At 35.9% G+C, this 18837-nt stretch carries 14 protein-coding genes, 3 rRNA genes and 1 pseudogene; 7 read left to right on the top strand and 11 right to left on the bottom strand.

The features are described 5' to 3' along the window. Window positions 1-45: 45 nt before the first annotated feature. From KEC48_RS12305 to KEC48_RS12285, 5 genes and pseudogenes are all read left to right on the top strand, one after another. On the top strand, window positions 46-717 hold the full coding sequence (locus KEC48_RS12305; protein WP_211962588.1) for a transposase zinc-binding domain-containing protein: 672 nt from the start codon (window positions 46-48) through the stop codon (window positions 715-717). An 82-nt stretch (window positions 718-799) separates the two neighbouring features. Further along, window positions 800-2111: pseudogene (gene istA / locus KEC48_RS12300) on the top strand (IS21 family transposase). Then, window positions 2108-2866, top strand: a complete 759-nt coding sequence (gene istB, locus KEC48_RS12295; protein ID WP_211962065.1) for an IS21-like element helper ATPase IstB — start codon at window positions 2108-2110, stop codon at window positions 2864-2866. Before istA ends, istB begins: the two are co-directional and overlap by 4 nt. Before the next feature lie 129 nt (window positions 2867-2995). Next, complete coding sequence (locus tag KEC48_RS12290) at window positions 2996-3364, top strand: transposase (protein WP_211962586.1); 369 nt, start codon at window positions 2996-2998, stop codon at window positions 3362-3364. A gap of 299 nt (window positions 3365-3663) precedes the next feature. Beyond that, on the top strand, window positions 3664-3930 hold the full coding sequence (locus tag KEC48_RS12285; protein WP_211962584.1) for a hypothetical protein: 267 nt from the start codon (window positions 3664-3666) through the stop codon (window positions 3928-3930). A 162-nt stretch (window positions 3931-4092) separates the two neighbouring features. Here KEC48_RS12285 and rrf read toward each other — a convergent pair. The 4 genes from rrf to KEC48_RS12265 all read right to left on the bottom strand — a co-directional run bounded on the left by rrf (window position 4093) and on the right by KEC48_RS12265 (window position 8854). Beyond that, a 5S ribosomal RNA gene (gene rrf / locus KEC48_RS12280) occupies window positions 4093-4201 on the bottom strand. Window positions 4202-4253: 52 nt separating this feature from the next. Then, a 23S ribosomal RNA gene (locus KEC48_RS12275) occupies window positions 4254-7138 on the bottom strand. Window positions 7139-7174: 36 nt separating this feature from the next. After that, complete coding sequence (locus KEC48_RS12270; protein ID WP_211962230.1) at window positions 7175-7315, bottom strand: hypothetical protein; 141 nt, start codon at window positions 7313-7315, stop codon at window positions 7175-7177. Window positions 7316-7331: 16 nt separating this feature from the next. After that, window positions 7332-8854: ribosomal RNA gene (locus KEC48_RS12265) — 16S ribosomal RNA — on the bottom strand. Together the 16S, 23S and 5S rRNA genes form the textbook arrangement of a ribosomal RNA operon. Before the next feature lie 278 nt (window positions 8855-9132). On the opposite strand from KEC48_RS12265, the gene KEC48_RS12260 reads away from it, so the two are divergent. Next, a complete protein-coding gene (locus KEC48_RS12260; RefSeq protein WP_211962582.1) occupies window positions 9133-9822 on the top strand; it encodes an MBL fold metallo-hydrolase in 690 nt (229 codons plus the stop codon). Between the two features lie 376 nt (window positions 9823-10198). Here the strand turns inward: KEC48_RS12260 and KEC48_RS12255 are convergent, their stop codons facing one another. The 4 genes from KEC48_RS12255 to KEC48_RS12240 all read right to left on the bottom strand — a co-directional run bounded on the left by KEC48_RS12255 (window position 10199) and on the right by KEC48_RS12240 (window position 13750). Beyond that, on the bottom strand, window positions 10199-11314 hold the full coding sequence (locus KEC48_RS12255; protein ID WP_211962581.1) for a site-specific integrase: 1116 nt from the start codon (window positions 11312-11314) through the stop codon (window positions 10199-10201). Then, window positions 11304-11579 carry a hypothetical protein gene (locus tag KEC48_RS12250; protein WP_211962579.1) on the bottom strand — a complete coding sequence of 92 codons (276 nt, stop codon included), beginning with the start codon at window positions 11577-11579 and terminating at the stop codon, window positions 11304-11306. The genes KEC48_RS12255 and KEC48_RS12250 overlap by 11 nt, the downstream gene beginning before the upstream one ends. 151 nt (window positions 11580-11730) lie before the next feature. Next, window positions 11731-12591 (bottom strand): hypothetical protein, encoded by an 861-nt coding sequence (locus KEC48_RS12245; RefSeq protein WP_211962577.1) that lies wholly within the window; start codon window positions 12589-12591, stop codon window positions 11731-11733. Next, window positions 12578-13750 (bottom strand): DnaB-like helicase C-terminal domain-containing protein, encoded by a 1173-nt coding sequence (locus KEC48_RS12240; RefSeq protein WP_211962575.1) that lies wholly within the window; start codon window positions 13748-13750, stop codon window positions 12578-12580. Before KEC48_RS12240 ends, KEC48_RS12245 begins: the two co-directional genes overlap by 14 nt. Before the next feature lie 140 nt (window positions 13751-13890). Between KEC48_RS12240 and KEC48_RS12235 the strand changes: the two genes are divergently transcribed. After that, window positions 13891-15660: a hypothetical protein gene (locus tag KEC48_RS12235; protein WP_211962573.1), complete on the top strand. Its 1770-nt coding sequence runs from the start codon at window positions 13891-13893 to the stop codon at window positions 15658-15660. A gap of 638 nt (window positions 15661-16298) precedes the next feature. Here the strand turns inward: KEC48_RS12235 and prfH are convergent. The 3 genes from prfH to KEC48_RS12220 all read right to left on the bottom strand — a co-directional run bounded on the left by prfH (window position 16299) and on the right by KEC48_RS12220 (window position 18836). Then, entirely contained in the window at window positions 16299-16886 is a 588-nt protein-coding gene (gene prfH, locus KEC48_RS12230) for a peptide chain release factor H (protein WP_211962571.1), read from the bottom strand. Continuing rightward, entirely contained in the window at window positions 16880-17896 is a 1017-nt protein-coding gene (locus tag KEC48_RS12225) for an RtcB family protein (RefSeq protein WP_211962569.1), read from the bottom strand. The genes prfH and KEC48_RS12225 overlap by 7 nt, the downstream gene beginning before the upstream one ends. Window positions 17897-18068: 172 nt before the next feature. Beyond that, window positions 18069-18836, bottom strand: a complete 768-nt coding sequence (locus KEC48_RS12220; RefSeq protein WP_211962559.1) for a hypothetical protein — start codon at window positions 18834-18836, stop codon at window positions 18069-18071. Between the last annotated feature and the right edge of the window lies 1 nt (window position 18837).

The following is an 18837-nucleotide window of genomic DNA, read 5'->3' as shown; positions in this document are numbered from 1 at the left end:
TTATCGCTTTTTTAATGCTGTATAATTATCTCGGGTGGTGTTCTTATGATTGATCTCTCTACTCCTGATACTCTTTTATACGATTCTGCTGTCTTATCTTCTTATATAAGAAAGAATACTAAAGAATCTTTTGGTTATATTTTTTTTGATAATATCGATTATATTACTAAGCTTTACAATGACAATAGAATGCGTGATGTGACTTATAAGAATATTCTCGATACTATCCTCTGTGGTTCCGTCTATCTTGGTTTTGATACGTGTGAATGTCCTGACTGCGGTTTTGAAACGACCATCCCTCATACCTGCAAATCCAGATTCTGCTCTAAGTGTGCCGCTAAATCTGCTAAACAACGTTCCATTTCCATCTCTGCCATGACTTTCTCCTGCAAGCATCGCCATATCGTTTTTACTGTTGCCCAAGAGCTCCGTGATTATTTCATCAGAGATCGTTCTCTCCTCGACCTTTTATTCATCGTTTCCAGAAATACCATCAGCGCTCTTGCCAACGATGCTAAATTCAGAAAAAACAAAAGACTCGAAAAACACAGAAAGCTCCGAAAATCCTCTTCCCCCTATCTCTATAAGGATACAAAGGATAATGTTGTTTTTGGTGCCATCTCTACCCTTCATACTTTTGGCAGACTCCTTGAATTCAATCCTCATATCCACATGCTTGTCTGTCAGGATGCCCTCAATTATAAATGCTACTATTAATATGTACAAAAATGATCATATAAAAATGTACAAAATCAATTCAACATAATATAATAATTCAGTTTTTATTGGAGGTTATATTATGATTATGAATTTAACAGTCAATTCAAGTATTGAGATTAATTGCTTGCTTGATTTACCAAAATTGAAAGTATTAGTAGAGGAGTTAAAATTGAAAATAAATAAATCACAGATTGCCAGAGAGCTTGGTGTCGATAGAAGATTGATAGATAAATATATGAATGGTTATACTAAGCCAAAGAAAAGAGAAAGAAAAAGTAAGTTAGATAAATTTTATCAAATAATATATGACTTACTGATCAATCAAAATACTCAAGTTTTCTTTTATAAAAGAGTTTTATGGCAGTATCTAAAAGATAATCATGGATTAGAATGCTCAGCTTCACATTTTAGAAAGTGGATCAGTCAACATGAGGAATTCGATAAATACTTTAATGGCAGAACAAACAGGACAGTGAATGGTAAAGTTAGAAACAGTACTACAAATCATCAGTCAATCAAAAGAGAGACGGGTATGGGAGTTGAAGCACAATTAGACTGGAAGGAAAATATGCATTATACCTTAAATACAGGTGAAGTTATTGAATTAAATATCTTTGCACTTGTTTATTCCTATTCAAGATATAAAGTTAATTTTATTTCGCTTACAAAAAGCAAGGTGCTCTATTCCATTATCTTGATCAGGCATTTGAAGCAGCAGGTGGTGTGCCTGACATTTTAAAAACCGATAATATGAAAACGGTTATGGATGAGGCAAGAACAGAATATTCGAGTGGAAAGGTCAATGCGAAGTTTCAACAATTTGCAAATGATTATGGCTTTGTAGTGAAACCATGTATTGCCGGAAAACCATGGAGTAAAGGAAAAGTTGAAGCACCAATGAAATTATGGGATGAACTATATGCCTATAATGGAAAATTAAACTATGCACAACTGAATGAAAAAGTAACGGAAATTAATGAAAGGCATAATTGCCAGGTGCACAGTGAAATAGGAAAAATTCCGAAGCTTCATATTCAAAAAGAAAAAGATTTCTTATCCCCCTTACCACAAGAAAAGATAAGAAATCAATATAAAATCACCATTAAACCAGTAAAAGTAGATTCACAAAGCTTATTTTCCTATAAAGGAAATAAATATTCCGCACCACCAGAATATATTGGTAAAACAGTGAAACTACAAATATTTGATGATTATATACATGTGCATTTTAACACAAAACTCATAACAATTCATCAAATATCTCAGTCAAAATACAATTATCATGAAGAGCATTATCAAAAAATATACGAAGTAAGTTTTAAAGATAGTTCGGATGAAATTAAACAACTAGCTAAGGAAAATTTAAATTTGATAGGAGAAATATACAATGAGTAGTACATATATGCAATTAAGAAATAACCTGAATTATTTGAAACTAAGTCAAATGAATGAAAATTTAGATGAGATATTGGATTACATAACTAAGAACAATCTATCCCTTACTGAAGGATTGATTAAATTGACCCAAATAGAAATCGATCATAGAGAAAAGAATACGATCAAATCAATGGTTAAAGTAGGAGCTTTTCCTCACCATAAAGAATTAAGGGATTTTGATTTTGATTTTCAATCATCAATTAATAAACAACAGATATTGGATTTTGAGACACTCAGATTCATTGAGAATTGTGAAAATATCGTATTTCTAGGTAATAGTGGTGTAGGTAAAACACACTTGGCTGTAAGTATAGGCATCGCCGCAGCAAAGCGTAGAAATAGTACATATTTCATCAAATGTCATGACCTTATTCAACAATTGAAGAAAGCAAATAATGAGAACAGATTGGAAGATCGACTTCGCCATTTTACCAAATATAAAGTATTGATCATAGATGAACTTGGCTATCTTCCAATTAATAAAGATGATGCGAAATTATTCTTTCAACTGATAGATAGACGTTATGAAAAAAGAAGCACGATATTAACTACAAATATCAATTTTAGTGAGTGGGATGAAGTTTTCTGTGATGCGGTAATGGCAAATGCCATTTTAGATAGAGTCCTTCATCACGCGCATGTGGTAACTATAACGGGTAAATCCTATCGGTTAAAAGATCATATGAAGCCAAACGAAGAGGAATCCTAATATTAAGAAGTATTCCTAGTTATATTGAACAGGAACATAATTGTACATCATAAATGATCATTTTTGTACAAAATTATATTGACATTTATACTCAATCTCAGGAAGGACTGCATTAAAAGCCTTGCCTATATGGATTTCAATAAGCTCAGAAAAACCTGGATGTATCAAATCCTTGACCTTCTTGACAGGAAAATCAACACAAGACAATTCCATGCACTTAAAAATTACCTTTATAAAAACTATCCCGATGGTTTCTATGTCTATGCCAAAGAACCAAAAAAAGACCAGAGCGAAGATGATGTTGATGATACCGTCGCATATATAACACGCTATACCAACAGACCTGTCATGGCAGAAAGCAGAATTGTAGAATATAATGACACGACCAAAATGATTCATTGGTTCTATAATCGTCATGAGGACGACAAAATAGTCTTATCATTTAAAGTGATTATTTCTTATTCATTCACTATGATAAGACTTTTTCTTTTATTTTGACTATTTTCTTTATTTTACTTTTTATTTAATTTGGTATTCAACAATGACTCGATACTATGGATTCTATTCCAACAGGTCGACCAGACATTACAATAGAATGGCTGAGCTTCTGGCTCATAAGCAGAAAAAAGAAACACAGTACAAGAAGGAAAGACAGACCATCGCAAAAATTCAAATCCAGAAGACACATTTCCGTTATTTTATGATACAATCATTTCAGAGGGATCCCATCAAATGCAGATGTGGAATGATCATGAATTATGCTGAAACATATAATCCCTTTGAAGGAGGACGGAAGAATGACATCCCGTACAAAGAAAGATGCATCTACACATCAAAATATCTCAGAAGTCAAACCATTAACGCCAGAAGAAGTTGATGAAATGCTTCTCCATGATGACACATATGAATCAGATAAGGTACTTATGAAATGTGACGGATGCGGATGTGAAATGAAACTTGACGGATACATATTAAGTGAAATAGCGGAGGCTGATGGAGATGATGAACTGTCATGCATCTGCATGAAATGTGGAAAAGGAACAATGCACCAGGTCAAGAAATGATATATCTGGTTACGTTTTTGCATGCAGAAAAATAGAGTAATGCTGGTGCATTACTTTTTATTTTGCTCATTGTCAATATTTGCTTTAAGCATTTATCAATCAAAAGAAATCAAATTCCTATAATAAAAAAGAAAGGGAATAGAATGACTATTCCCTCACATGAACTGGCAGCGTGCTATTGTCGCAGTTGCCCACTATCTTCGCCGCTATGATGCTTAACTTCTGTGTTCGGCATGGTTACAGGTGTGTCCATCATGCCTTCGCCACCAGATCATCTGAGCACGAACGCTCAAAACTGAACAGCTTCCTTCCTCCCACTTCTTATGGCTAAGCTCTCGGTCTATTAGTATCATTCAGCTCAGCATGTCGCCATGCTTGCACCCATGACCTATCTACCTCCTCGTCTTGGAGGGACCTTCCTTCCGAAGAATGGGAAGTCTCATCTTGGAGGGGGCTTCACGCTTAGATGCCTTCAGCGTTTATCCCTTCCGGACTTGGCTACCCAGCTGTGCCACTGGCGTGACAACTGGTGCACCATCGGTCCGTCCACCCCGGTCCTCTCGTACTGAGGGCAGCTCTCCTCAAACTTCCTGCGCCCACGACAGATAGGGACCGAACTGTCTCACGACGTTCTGAACCCAGCTCGCGTACCGCTTTAATGGGCGAACAGCCCAACCCTTGGAACCGACTTCAGCTCCAGGATGCGATGAGCCGACATCGAGGTGCCAAACCTCCCCGTCGATGTGAACTCTTGGGGGAGATCAGCCTGTTATCCCCAGGGTAGCTTTTATCCGTTGAGCGACGGCCCTTCCATGCGGTGCCGCCGGATCACTAAGCCCGACTTTCGTCCCTGCTCGACTCGTCTGTCTCGCAGTCAAACACCCTTCTGCCTTTGCACTCTGCGCATGGTTTCCATCCATGCTGAGGGTATCTTTGGGCGCCTCCGTTACTCTTTGGGAGGCGACCGCCCCAGTCAAACTGCCCACCTGACACTGTCCCGTCCTCAGTTCCATGAGGCCCGGTTAGAACTCCAATGCATCAAGGGTAGTATCCCAACGTCGGCTCCTCGAATACTGGCGTATCCGTATCTCAGCCTCCTACCTATCCTGTACATCATGCATCAGAGTCCAATATCAGGCTACAGTAAAGCTCCATGGGGTCTTCCCGTCTAGTCGCGGGTAACCTGCATCTTCACAGGTACTAAGACTTCACCGAGTCTACAGCCGAGACAGCGCCCAAATCGTTACGCCTTTCGTGCGGGTCAGAACTTACCTGACAAGGAATTTCGCTACCTTAGGACCGTTATAGTTACGGCCGCCGTTTACTGGGGCTTCGGTTCATGGCTTCGCTTGCGCTGACCACTCCCCTTAACCTTCCAGCACCGGGCAGGCGTCACCCCCTATACTTCGACTTGCGTCTTCGCAGAGAGCTGTGTTTTTGGTAAACAGTCGCTTGGGCCGTTTCACTGCGGCTCAGCTTCCACTGAGCACTCCTTCTCCCTAAGTTACGGAGTCATTTTGCAGAGTTCCTTAGCTATAGTTCTCTCGCTCACCTTAGGATTCTCTCCTTACCCATGTGTGTCCATTTTCGGTACGGGCAGAATGCAGTTATGCTAGAAGCTTTTCTTGGAAGCTGGCTTCAGACTCTTCTGTACTTATCGCAATGTTCCATCCGCTTCACGCCTTCGGGTTATGCCATCCGGATTTGCCTGGATGACCCCTACCTCGCTTGCTCCAGCTTTTCCGTCAGCTGGTTGTCCTAGCCTTCTCCGTCACTCCCTCGCCTGCACTCCGGTACGGGATTCTCCACCCGTTGTCCATCGACTACGCCTTTCGGCCTCGCCTTAGGTCCCGACTTACCCAGAGCGGACGAACCTTCCTCTGGAATCCTTGGGTCTCCGGTGCGTGGGATTCTCACCCACGTGCCGCTACTCACACCGGCATTCTCTCTTCCACACGCTCCACGACTCCTTACGGTATCGCTTCTTCGCTGTCTGGAACGCTCCCCTACCATTTACATCGTAAATCCATAGCTTCGGTATCATGCTTAGCCCCGGTAAATTTTCGGCGCAGAGTCATTCGACCAGTGAGCTGTTACGCACTCTTTCAAGGATGGCTGCTTCTGAGCCAACCTCCTGGTTGTCTGTACATCTCCACATCCTTTTCCACTTAGCATGTATTTGGGGACCTTAGCTGATGGTCTGGGCTGTTTCCCTCTTGACCATGGACCTTATCACCCATGGTCTGACTGCCGTCCATGTCTTCATGACATTCGGAGTTTGATTATGCTCAGTACCTCGAGATGAGGCCATCACATATTCAGTGCTCTACCTTCATGCGACTTCCTGACGACGCTAGCCCTAAAGCTATTTCGGGGAGAACCAGCTATCTCCGGGTTCGTTTGGAATTTCACCCCTAGCCACAATTCATCCGCCAACGTTTCAACGGGGGTCGGTTCGGTCCTCCATCGGGTCTTACCCCGACTTCAACCTGATCATGGCTAGATCACCCGGTTTCGGGTCTATGACATGCAACTTTCGCCCTCTTCAGACTCGCTTTCGCTTCGGCTCCGCATCCCCTGCTTAACCTCGCTCCACATCATAACTCGCCGGCTCATTCTACAAAAGGCACGCCATCACCCATTAACGGGCTCTGACTTCTTGTAAGCATATGGTTTCAGGTTCTCTTTCACTCCCCTCCCGGGGTTCTTTTCACCTTTCCCTCACGGTACTGGTCCACTATCGCTCACCAGGGAGTATTTAGCCTTTCGAGATGGTCCTCGATCCTTCCGTCAGGATTCCTCGTGTCCCGACGTACTCAGGGCCTGCCTCGCCTTCCTCCACGACTTCGGATACGGGAGTTTCACCCTCTTCGCTGCGCCTTCCCCTGCGCTTCTCCTGTCATGTCAAATAGGCTTTATCGGCACCCCTATAACCCCATCATACGATGGTTTGGGCTCCTCCGCTTTCGCTCGCCACTACTTACGGAATCGTTCTTACTTTCCTTTCCTGCAGGTACTGAGATGTTTCAGTTCCCTGCGTATCGCCTCGATTCTTCATCGATGTCATCCTCATGGATGACGGGTTCCCCATTCGGACATCGACGGGTCTTTGCATGCTTACTGCTCGCCGTCGCGTTTCGCCGTTTGCTGCGCCCTTCTTCGCCTCCTGGTGGCCAGGCATCCGCCATACGCTCTTCTTCGCTTAACCTAAAGTGTTCTCTTTTCGTGCTTTCTTAGTTTGCAACTAGATGATTTCGACCTTCTTCCTGATCTCTTTCATCTTTCGTTTCTTCGCTTTCTTGTAGAAAGTTTGCTGTTCAGTTTTCAATGTTCCTGCCTTGAATGCATCTTTCCAGATACACTCAAAACCAAACAGTATCCACATCTTCTCTTCTCCCTAGAAAGGAGGTGATCCATCCCCACGTTCCCGTAGGGATACCTTGTTACGACTTCACCCCAATCATCAGTCCCACCTTAGACAGCTCCCTCCTTGCGGTTGGGCCACCGGCTTCGGGTGTTACCAACTCTCATGGTGTGACGGGCGGTGTGTACAAGGCCCGAGAACGTATTCACCGCGACATGCTGATTCGCGATTACTAGCGATTCCAGCTTCGTGCAGTCGAGTTGCAGACTGCAGTCCGAACTGTGAACGGGTTTCTGGGTTTCGCTCCACCTCGCGGCTTCGCCTCCCTCTGATCCGTCCATTGTAGCACGTGTGTAGCCCAGGTCATAAGGGGCATGATGATTTGACGTCATCCCCGCCTTCCTCCTCCTTGCAGAGGCAGTCTCGCCAGAGTCCCCAACCTAATGCTGGCAACTGGCAACAGGGGTTGCGCTCGTTGCGGGACTTAACCCAACATCTCACGACACGAGCTGACGACAACCATGCACCACCTGTGTGAGATATATCTATCTCCCTGTCTCCAGGGCCTTTATCTCCATGTCAAGACCTGGTAAGGTTCTTCGCGTTGCTTCGAATTAAACCACATGCTCCACCGCTTGTGCGGGCCCCCGTCAATTCCTTTGAGTTTCATTCTTGCGAACGTACTACTCAGGCGGAGTGCTTATTGCGTTAACTCCAGCACTGAGGTCTGACCCCCAACACTTAGCACTCATCGTTTACGGCGTGGACTACTAGGGTATCTAATCCTATTTGCTCCCCACGCTTTCGGGACTGGCGTCAGCTGCACCCCAGACCGCCGCCTTCGCCACTGGTGTTCCTCCATATATCTACGCATTTCACCGCTACACATGGAATTCCGCGATCCTCTGATGCTCTCTAGCTGTGCGGTTTCCACGGCTTACCGAAGTTTAGCTCCGGTCTTTCACCGCAGACCTGCACTGCCGCCTGCTCCCTCTTTACGCCCAATGATTCCGGATAACGCTCGCCACCTACGTATTACCGCGGCTGCTGGCACGTAGTTAGCCGTGGCTTCCTCATGAAGTACCGTCACGCACATGGCATTCCCTCCATCTGCCGTTCTTCCTTCATAACAGAAGTTTACATCACGAATGACTTCTTCCTTCACGCGGCGTTGCTCGGTCAGGCTTTCGCCCATTGCCGAAAATTCCCTACTGCTGCCTCCCGTAGGAGTCTGGGCCGTGTCTCAGTCCCAGTGTGGCCGTCCACCCTCTCAGGCCGGCTACGCATCGTCGCCCTGGTGAGCCGTTACCTCACCAGCTGGCTAATGCGTCATAAGCCCATCCCTGTGCTATCCCGTGGGATATTTAACATAGTCGACATGCGTCCTCTATGCCTATGCGGTCTTAGCTGCCGTTTCCAGCAGTTATCCCCCTCACAGGGGCAGGTTGCTTATGTCTTACTCACCCGTTCGCCACTCAATGCCGAAGCATTGCGTCCGACTTGCATGTATTAGGCACGCCGCCAGCGTTCATCCTGAGCCAGGATCAAACTCTCCATTGTCCTTTTCTATCTTCAGACAATTTCATGTCTTCTTGACTCTTTCTTTTTTTCTATCTTTATTGACGTGTTTACTGTTCAGTTTTCAATGTTCCTGTCGCCCTCTCTCTCGAGTGCTCATCTATAATATCATCTATTCCTCCCCTTTGCAAGCATTTTTTTCATATTTTTTCATCTTTTCTCTTTTTTTCCCTTTCTATCAATGTTTTTTCTTGCATGTTTTCTTTTATTTTTATTTTTACATAACTATTTATGTTATAATTTTGTAGAGGTGAACAATTATGAATACAAAAATAATACAAATCAATGACACTTTATACACATTCGATCAGGGTATGGTCAGATCCTATCTCGTCATTGGTCAAAACAAAGCTTTACTTGTTGATACTGGAGCATTCTCTTTTGACATTATATCCGCTATCAGAGAAATCACATCACTTCCAATTTCCTTATGCCTTACACACGCTGATCGAGATCATACTAAAAATATAACACCATTTAAAGAAATCCATATTTATCCTGATGAAATAACTTATTTACCCAATCACGATTCAGATATAATACCCATTGATGATCAATATATCTTTAATTTAGGAAATCAACAATTTCATGTTATTCATACCCCTGGACATACTCCCGGTTCAATATGTTTATATGATCAAGAAAATCATATTCTATTTTCTGGAGATACGATATCATATGGCCCCATCTATATGTTTGGCCACAACAGAAACCTAAATCAATATCTTCAATCCCTTTTAATGCTTGATAATCTTTTTAAGAACAAAGACATCACTATTTATCCAGCACATAATACATATCCTATTTTTTCTAATGAAATTATTAATCTTATTCAATGTGTTAACGGAATAAACAATCACACTATATCAGGTACAACAACAAATATATTATCACAAGACCATTATTCTCCTTTATTATATCAATATAATCAATGTGGAATATACAAATAAACTTTATATTACATAATTTAAAATAAAAATAGTCTATTTATAGAACAGATATCTCTATTTTAATAGGATAACATACAATATAAATAGACTTTTTAAGTAAATGAAAATCAAAATGATAATGACATCCACATTGCACATTAAATTTGGTGGAGGCGAGGGGAGAGATATTAATATAAATCATTATCTCCAATCACTTCCAAAACGTTCCAATAGGGTTACTTTTCCTCATTTTGGAACGCTTAAAAACCATAAAATTGAATTTAATATCCTATCTTCGTTAGCACACTCGTTAGCACAATAAATAATCTATTATATACTACGTTTTGATTTTCTCTTTAATAAATTATACCATAAATTTCTAGAATAATACTATATCTTATTCTTTTTGATTACTTTTATTTTCTCTTTCATCAATAAAAAAGGAGGAATCTCCCTCCGAAATAATTGCATTTATTCTATTGCTAATTTTTTCATTTACATCATCATACATATGAGAGTATGTGTTGATAGTTACTTCTAATGTATCACCCAATGCCCCAGCTAATTCCTGTATAGAAGCTCCAGAGTTAGCAAGTAACGATGCATAAGAGTGTCTTAAAGTATGTAACTTGATATCTTCTAAACCCGCATCTTTTAAAGCCTTTTTAAATCGTGTTCTTATTTTATTATAAGACCATGACTTATAGTAACCAAACACATATTTATCATCATTAAAGCCATCCTTATTTTTTTCAATATTATAGATATTTAACAAAGCTTCTTTTACATTAAAAGGCATAATGATAGTATAATCTTTATTATTCTTACGTCCGTCAACACGTCTTGTTCCACCTTTATCTACTATATGTGCATTTATCTTCATCTCGTTAGATTTAAAGTCTATTTGCTCCCAACGAATCGCCCTTGCTTCACCTACTCTAATTCCTGTATAAAACAAAATCATTAAGAAAGTTTTATAGTAGAAATCATCAACAGATTGATATAACCTTTGAAATTGACTTAAGGTTATATATTTTATTCCTGACTGTGACTCTTTTAACTTTCTCACTTTCTTTGTTGGATTGTAATCAATATATTCCATGTCCATAGCATAATTATACAGCTTTGATATACACTCAATAATATGATTAATATATGAGTTTTTATATTCCTTTTTAGACATTTTAAGAGTATTGATTAACGATTGTATATCTTTCACACTAATATTATCTATATATTTATTACCTAAATAGGGTTTTATATGTGTATTATATCGTGATTCATTGGTTTTCACAGTAGTCATACTATAGCGTAATTTTTGATGAGCTAGAAACTCATTTTCTAACTCATCTAATTTCATACGTTTTTTTGGAGTCTGCAGTCCAGCCTTAATCTCTAATTCAGCTTTTATTGCTTCACGTTTGGTTCTAAAACCTCTTCGCCAATAATGTTTTCCATTATAATATACTACAGCTATCCATGTCCCTCTTTCATTATCTTTTCTAACTGTCATAGTTGATCACCTCCTTTTTCTCATCATTAGCAAATCGTCTAATGTCATCTTCGGTTAACCCTATATAATCCAACGCTCTAGATGTAGGGATTCCTAAAACATCAACACTTTTACCATTATGATGGATATCAGCGCAAATATTATCATATACAACTTTCGCTTTCTTTTTTCCTACATCTAGAAAAACTGCTAATTCTTTTTGATTGACATAACCTTTTTGTATCAGCTCCAAACGGCTAATATTTAATTGTTTATTTTGCTTCATAATTATAAATAACTTCCTTTCTTTGCAACTTTGTTCTTATTATTTGTTCTAAGTGATATCTCGTAGAGATATCACTTAGAATAGTCTTTTAAAGCACTGTTTTTTTATCTTAAAATTTGCATTATTTCATAAATAGACCACAAAATGTTTCTTATTGATATATTTTAGTGACATCACTAGATACTTCAAAATCTTTGATTACATCTGAAGACATCAATACATTTAAGAAAACTGTCACATTCAATCTAAATTGACGATTAATGAAATTATTTGTCTTTCTGTAGAGATCGTATGATATCAATTTATCTTTATACTTTTGTCTATTTGTCATAATCTGAGTATTTATCCCTAAATATTCTTTTATCTGTTTATTTTTTATTATTGTTGTTTCTTTTGAACACAAAATATTGTGTATGGTGTAAAATTTAAATTCCATAATATTCTTAGTTTGATGTATATTATGTTTAGCATTTTCACTTTTTATATGCATTACACTTATGGGATAAACATTTAAACTTATTCCATCTAATAACTGATTTTCAACAATATACAACAATACAGGTTCGTTTTTAAGCTCAAAACACCCATTTATTACTTCTAGATCCACTAATTTCCATGATATTAGTTTTTGTTTATTTATTTCAAGAATATTGACCATGCTTAGTTTTTTTATTGATTTAACAATTTCCTTTTCATCAATTGTCTTATTTTTAACTTTATTCTTACAAAAGTGTGCTTTGTTATTTCCAGTTAAAATTTTCAAAATGTGAAGAGGTTCAAAACGTGAAATCCCATCTTTTTCTATGAAAATACTATGAATCGCATGTAATACTGCAATATCAAAAATTGAAAGTTGTGTATCTTGAGAACATCTAATTGTTAAAGTAGTTCCATTAGAAAAGCTCTGTTTTATTTCTTGATCTTTCTTATATTCTTGTGTAAGCAACCCAATCATGCCACGAAAATTTACTATCCATATTTTTTCTAACATTGACATTCTATATGTTGTCATCTACAAATCCTCCATTTTTCTTATTACTAGTTTCTTTATCAGCTTCAAGATCCAATAATAAATTGAATTGTTTTAAAAACAGCATTTTAACTCCTTCTCCACAACCATAACGTCCTTTTTTATTTGCTATTAAAACAATCTCCCCTTGATGACCATTGACTATTTTTGTTTTTCCAGTAGGTATGATAAAGGTTACATTTGTACTTTGTTGTGCAAGAGCACTAGCTCCTTTTAAAGATATTGCTGAGATTTTATTTATATCCATTTGACCATTTTCATTCATGCTATCTTGTTGTGATAATTTATTCATTTGACCAAGCACTAAAACAGGTAAATCTAAACTTCTTGCCATATTGCGTAATTCAGTAGCAATATGTTCACTTATTTCTTCAGATCCACTTATATTTTGATATTGGTCGATAACTACAAAATCAATATGTTCTTTTTGACATATATCTTTAACTTTTCCCTCTATGTCAATAATATCAAGAGAACAAAAGTCATTTGGATTTAATATAGTCAAATTTGAACTGTAAAATGAATACAAGTGTGATGCAAAATTATAATCTGCCAATTTTTTTATTTCACTTGGGTTCATAATATCAGAATACGCAATCGCTCTATCTAAATCATTAAGAGCTGAAAAGCAAGAAACAAATCTTTTTTCCACCTCTTCTTGAGCCTGCTCAAGATTAATATATAATACATGAACTTGCTTTTGCTCTATATGATCTTTATGTTGGGGATTTACCCCCAACATAAGCACTGAGGAAAACATAATTCCTAATGCTGTTTTACCTCCACCCGAAGAGCCACTTATCGTATAAAGTTGCCCCTTTATCCAACCATTTGGCAAAATATTATTGTCAAATTCTTCACTTACCAATGGCATCAAGTTTGCATCAAATATATATGGCAAAAGTTGTAAATAAATTTTTTTTGTTGTTGGTGTAAAATCTTTTTGCTCTACAATTCTACAGATAAGTTCGCTATACTTTTCACGTATCATCTCAATAAAATGTTTTTTTAAATCCTCATGACAATTTGGTAGTAAGCCTATATCGTCATAAAGCTCAACTAAATCATCTTTTTGTATAATAGTAGTTTTTTCTAAATTACTGTTACTTATATCAATTCCAGTAATTATTGCTTTCATCATATTCTTTCTCCTTCTTTTTATTTTTTGTATCTCGAGATTACAACTATATACTACAATAAAACATTTTGTTTTTATCCCGCCATAACTGTACAAATTATATTTTTTTATTTTTTAATGATATAATAATTATGGTGATACATATGAAGGGAAAATATAAAATTAAAGAAATAGAACTCTTACCTGCTGATGAATTGTTAAATTTACCACTTGAATATCAAATGACTCTACCACATAATAAGCTAGAAGAGTTATTAGAATATTCAAAAAATAGGTATGAAACTGTAAATGAAATGTATAATAGTGGAACTTTAATTCCATTTCTATTAGAGGAAAACAAAAAAAACAACGTCATTCCAAATCAAACCAAATATAGAAAATGGCATATCTATATAATGCTTGGATTAAATACAATATTCAATAATAAAAACGACAAATTATATCAGATTAATCCAGACCTTTACGACTATATAAGAAGTAAATTAATTGAAAAGACTTTTCATGAAATTTTATTGCTACTAATAGCTGAGCTTAACCAAAGAGCTAAAAAAGAAAAAAATGTTAAATCAGATTTATCCGAAAATATGGCCAAAAGCATTTGTATGTATCTTCATGCGAAAAACTTATTAGACACAAAAGAATCCACCACATTCAATGTAGATGCAAATCTAGGTTATTGGGATAATTTAAGCTTAAATGGTTATTCTGTACGTGCTGATAAATACTCTCGTCTTGTTAGAAAAATCAAAGAGTCTTTTAAATCAGATAATTATTTAGAAAAATTTAGTGATTTTTATAACAGTCGTGATGATTTCATATCTATTAATAATAAATTAATGTACTTATTAAACTATTATGATAAAAATGATGGTTTAGAAAGAGATAACTATTTATGGCTTTCAATTAATCCATATTTTGAAAATACTATATCAAGGTATTTTCCCTTATACACTTATTATTGTTTCAATACAATCTCTACACCTACAATGAATAGCACTAATAAAAAAGACAATCTTAGAAAAAAAAGGAACTATACTAATGGGGTATTAAAGCATTTGAAATACTTAATTACAAATACCAGAAGACCCACAACCCCATCATTAAATGAAATACTATTTGATTTTGAACATAACGAAAAAATATATTGTTTTATACGTTATAATTTTAAAGACTTCTATGAAGATTTAGAGATCAATTCTAATCGTGAGTCAGATTTAGAAGAAATAGATATGTTAACAACTTGTAATAGAGTTGCATTTGAAGATAGATATCCTTTACAATTTTATTATTCTCTAAACACCGATATTGTAAAAGAGTTAATTGACAATACATTTTCTCGCAAAGAAATAAAGAATTTTTATATAACAAATGGTGATTGTTATGATGAGAAAAAAATGAATATTTTAGAGAGTATTCTCAATTTATCAAAATTTAATATTAATATGAGGTATGTGCAAAAACTTATTGATGATACATCTAATACTACAAACTCAAAAAATTATCTTGAAATAATAGATATTATTAATAATTTTATCAAAAATAAATACCCAAAATGCATTAATTTAACTGCTGAATGTATGAACTATCTTGATAGTTTGGACAATTTCTTTGACGACGAACAAGATAACTTATTTGAACTCATTCTAGGTATAAGTAACAATATCCCAGATTTAGATATAACAAACTATTTTATTAAAGAAACTTGTAGAAATATAGATAACTTATCTATGAAATATAAAGAGCAAGAAACTGTTAATAATCCTATTTTATCAAAACTACTTTATGGGACAGTTGATGAAATAAATGATATTATGGTTTCAAAAGATTCTATACATTCAGAATTTGCAAATATAAGAAACAATGATAAGGATTACATATATCTTCTATTACTCGCAACTTATATAACAAAGTAAGAGGTTATCCCTATTACCTTCAAATATTTTTATTAATCTATAATTAAAACAAGTATATCCTTTACAGGATATACTCATGGGTACTAATTTTAATCAAATCTTTTACTAAAATATAAAAATAAGTTAGCATTTAAAAACAGTCATAATTATGCTATAATGCATTTGCTATTGCACCTCCCTTTAATAGCTAAAGGAGGTGAGTTTCTATGGGAGCAATCTTTACGATTTTAACTTCTATCATAGCAGGTGTGATTTGCCATCTTATCTGCAAATGGCTCGATAGAAAGGGTAAGCAATAGCAGAGCATAAAAAAAAGGAACGTTGCAGCGTTCCTTTTTCCGTTTCTATGGCATCTTTACGATTTTTGCCTATAGACATTATATAATATGTTCTAATTAAAATCAAGTATACTTCATTAAACACAAACACATATTTTCACATAATCATTCTCATAAAGAAATATAAAATCAGCGTTGATATATCATAAGATATTAATTCCTTTATTTCAGCAAATCTAAAAATGATAATAAGAATAAAAAGAATCATTCTTCAAAGGCTTCTAAATAAAACATTTCTTATCTACTGTTTATACATTGTTATACAAATTTTCTATCTTCAAATATTGTAAACCTTATTTATTATATTCTTCTAAATTTTAATCCCTTATATACTCTTACTGGATTTCCTCTAGTAAGCTGATTATGCTTATTCCAATTTTCATATTGTATAACCCTATTGATAGATGAGTTTTTCTCATCTATCTTTTTCATTAATCTTAAATAAGCAATCTTCTTATTTTGAATCTGGCTACGCCGATCCATTGATACTACGCTTATTCCAGTTGGTATATGTATAGCCCTAATGGCTGTAGATACCTTATTGACATTTTGTCCTCCCTTACCTGACGAACGTAAAGCTTCATATCTAATATCATCATCCTTATCAAATCTGAATTTATCTTGCAGTATAGACACATCAATAAACCAGTTTTTTCTTTTATGATTTGGTCTAAATGGACTTTGACATATCCATTGAACACTTCCTTCCAAAAAAGATAGGTCTTTCTCACTGTAAAAAACAGCACTCTTTAGACATTGCTTATCACTGAAATTTGTTGAAACAACTTCAAGCTTAGGAAACTCTGTTAAAAGTTCCTTATAGAATAGATAACATGCTAATTCACATTCTTTTGGTGAGCCTTGTCCAGCACTAATCTGTATCAGCATTTATAAGTCACCATTGGTTTTAATGTTGCTATAATATCTATACATTTGTATTGTAAAAGCGTATCAATGACATCATCTATTCTTTTATATGCTTCTGTTGCTTCTTCATACAGTAATGCCTTGTCCTTTGATATGGCATAGCTTCCTAATGAAGTTCTTCTCAGTTCATCTTTTTTATATTTTGATTGAAGTTTTCCCTTGCATTCACTTCTCATGATCTTTCGACCACATCCATGACTGACTGAAAATAATTCATCATCATGAGGTATGGTTTTAACTATGTAAGAGTGACTTCCTCTTGTTCCTGCTATGATCGCATAGGTATGACCCAATGATGATATGCTTCCTTTTCTATGATAGTATTTCCCATCAGCTATTTCCAAATAATTATGTATGCAATCAATGACAATTCTATTATCTGATTTGATATTTGCCATTTGTGTAAATATATCAGCAAGATGATTGCGATTATCTCTTGCATATGCAACAGCTTTGTCATGTTCTTCAATATAGGAATTGAATCTTTCACTACCTTCTTCCAATCCTTCTAATGAAGCATATTCTCTATAGATTGATTCTCCTATAGCTCTTGAGCCTGAATGAATCAACAAATAGGCTTTCTTTGTATCAATACCTAGTTGATTAGCTAAATCTTGATTATAGACCTTATCAATGGCAGTCAATTCAATAAAATGATTTCCTCCACCAATGCTATATTTTCCATAGATCCCTGTATTCTCAAGTTTTTTCACAAGTCTTTCTACTTTTATCTTTCTTATCTTTTCTTGAGTTTCATATAAGGTTATTCCACATCCAATGTCATTTCCTATTAGAAACGGATATATAAATTGCTTTGTACAGACAGTACACCCTACAGGCTGTTTTCCCATGTGAAGATCAGGCAATCCTATAATGGATTCTACGCCTTTAAAATCCGTTATGGATTCAATCTTTCTTATTGCATTGTCCTCCATCCATAGCTTATTATTTTTCATTATTTTGACTTTCATAAATCCTCCTGTGTTCAAGCATCACAAGAGCATATAAAAAGCATAGCAGATAATCCACTATGCTCGTTCTTTCGTACACTTGTGATTAGCTACTTTTCTTTCATCTATTATATTGTATTTGTTTGTATATCTTAGCATAGCTATCACACCCTTTCTTATTGCTTAAAGCATATCATATTTTATTCTTATCTACAAGATAAATCTTCTCTTTTACATATCTATTTATGATTTCAATATCATAAAACTCAATATAGAATGTCAGTGAAGGTCGTTTATATGTATATTTTGACTTTCTTTTCCCACCCCATACAAAGCTTGTAAATGGTTTGGAAAACCAATCATGTTTTTCATCATAGCAGTCTGAAAAATCATCCTTTGTAAAGATTTCATTGAAGAAGTAGTCCACCAGATCAATAGATTCTTTTTGATACCAGACCTGAGGAAATGAATAATAGATAATGCTTCCGTTGATATGACCATCTGCATTGACTAGAATCTTGTAATCAGGAATATCTTCTATTTTTTTGATGTTGTCATGAAAATATCTTTTCATTCTTTCAAGATTGATTCTGCATTTATAAGTTGACCACCTAGTATATTTGAGATTCTTGACAATCTTCTTTAAATCCTTATCATCAATCCATACTTTTGTTGTTCTAAAAATAATGTCATATTCACAATTATCATCAAACGCAAAGGTATTTGGTCTTTTATTCTTCCTTATAGGCAGATAGATTATTGCATATGGATTGAATGCCAATATACAGAAACTAGCAATCAAGTATTTTAGACATTGAATATTTCCATCAATCCATGCACCACCATACCACCAGTCTGCCCAGTCAATAATCCAAAGACGATCATGTTCAAAGGGAATGTATATATAGTAATATTTCTTTTTGTAAAGAACCTTATATCTTCTAAACTTGTATGCTTCCATA

This window comes from Clostridium sp. C1 (genome assembly GCF_018223625.1).
Classification (GTDB): Bacteria; Bacillota_I; Bacilli_A; order Erysipelotrichales; family Coprobacillaceae; genus Allocoprobacillus.
This window is presented reverse-complemented; position numbering and strand designations above follow the sequence as displayed.

Excerpts from the sequence above, each read along its gene's own strand:
- KEC48_RS12305 (WP_211962588.1), top strand. The coding sequence starts at position 46 with ATGATTGATCTCTCTACTCCTGATACTCTTTTATACGATTCTGCTGTC.
- istB (WP_211962065.1), top strand. The coding sequence starts at position 2,108 with ATGAGTAGTACATATATGCAATTAAGAAATAACCTGAATTATTTGAAA.
- KEC48_RS12290 (WP_211962586.1), top strand. The coding sequence starts at position 2,996 with ATGGATTTCAATAAGCTCAGAAAAACCTGGATGTATCAAATCCTTGAC.
- KEC48_RS12285 (WP_211962584.1), top strand. The coding sequence starts at position 3,664 with ATGACATCCCGTACAAAGAAAGATGCATCTACACATCAAAATATCTCA.
- KEC48_RS12270 (WP_211962230.1), bottom strand. The coding sequence starts at position 7,315 with ATGTGGATACTGTTTGGTTTTGAGTGTATCTGGAAAGATGCATTCAAG.
- KEC48_RS12260 (WP_211962582.1), top strand. The coding sequence starts at position 9,133 with ATGAATACAAAAATAATACAAATCAATGACACTTTATACACATTCGAT.
- KEC48_RS12255 (WP_211962581.1), bottom strand. The coding sequence starts at position 11,314 with ATGACAGTTAGAAAAGATAATGAAAGAGGGACATGGATAGCTGTAGTA.
- KEC48_RS12250 (WP_211962579.1), bottom strand. The coding sequence starts at position 11,579 with ATGAAGCAAAATAAACAATTAAATATTAGCCGTTTGGAGCTGATACAA.
- KEC48_RS12245 (WP_211962577.1), bottom strand. The coding sequence starts at position 12,591 with ATGACAACATATAGAATGTCAATGTTAGAAAAAATATGGATAGTAAAT.
- KEC48_RS12240 (WP_211962575.1), bottom strand. The coding sequence starts at position 13,750 with ATGATGAAAGCAATAATTACTGGAATTGATATAAGTAACAGTAATTTA.
- KEC48_RS12235 (WP_211962573.1), top strand. The coding sequence starts at position 13,891 with ATGAAGGGAAAATATAAAATTAAAGAAATAGAACTCTTACCTGCTGAT.
- prfH (WP_211962571.1), bottom strand. The coding sequence starts at position 16,886 with ATGCTGATACAGATTAGTGCTGGACAAGGCTCACCAAAAGAATGTGAA.
- KEC48_RS12225 (WP_211962569.1), bottom strand. The coding sequence starts at position 17,896 with ATGAAAGTCAAAATAATGAAAAATAATAAGCTATGGATGGAGGACAAT.
- KEC48_RS12220 (WP_211962559.1), bottom strand. The coding sequence starts at position 18,836 with ATGGAAGCATACAAGTTTAGAAGATATAAGGTTCTTTACAAAAAGAAA.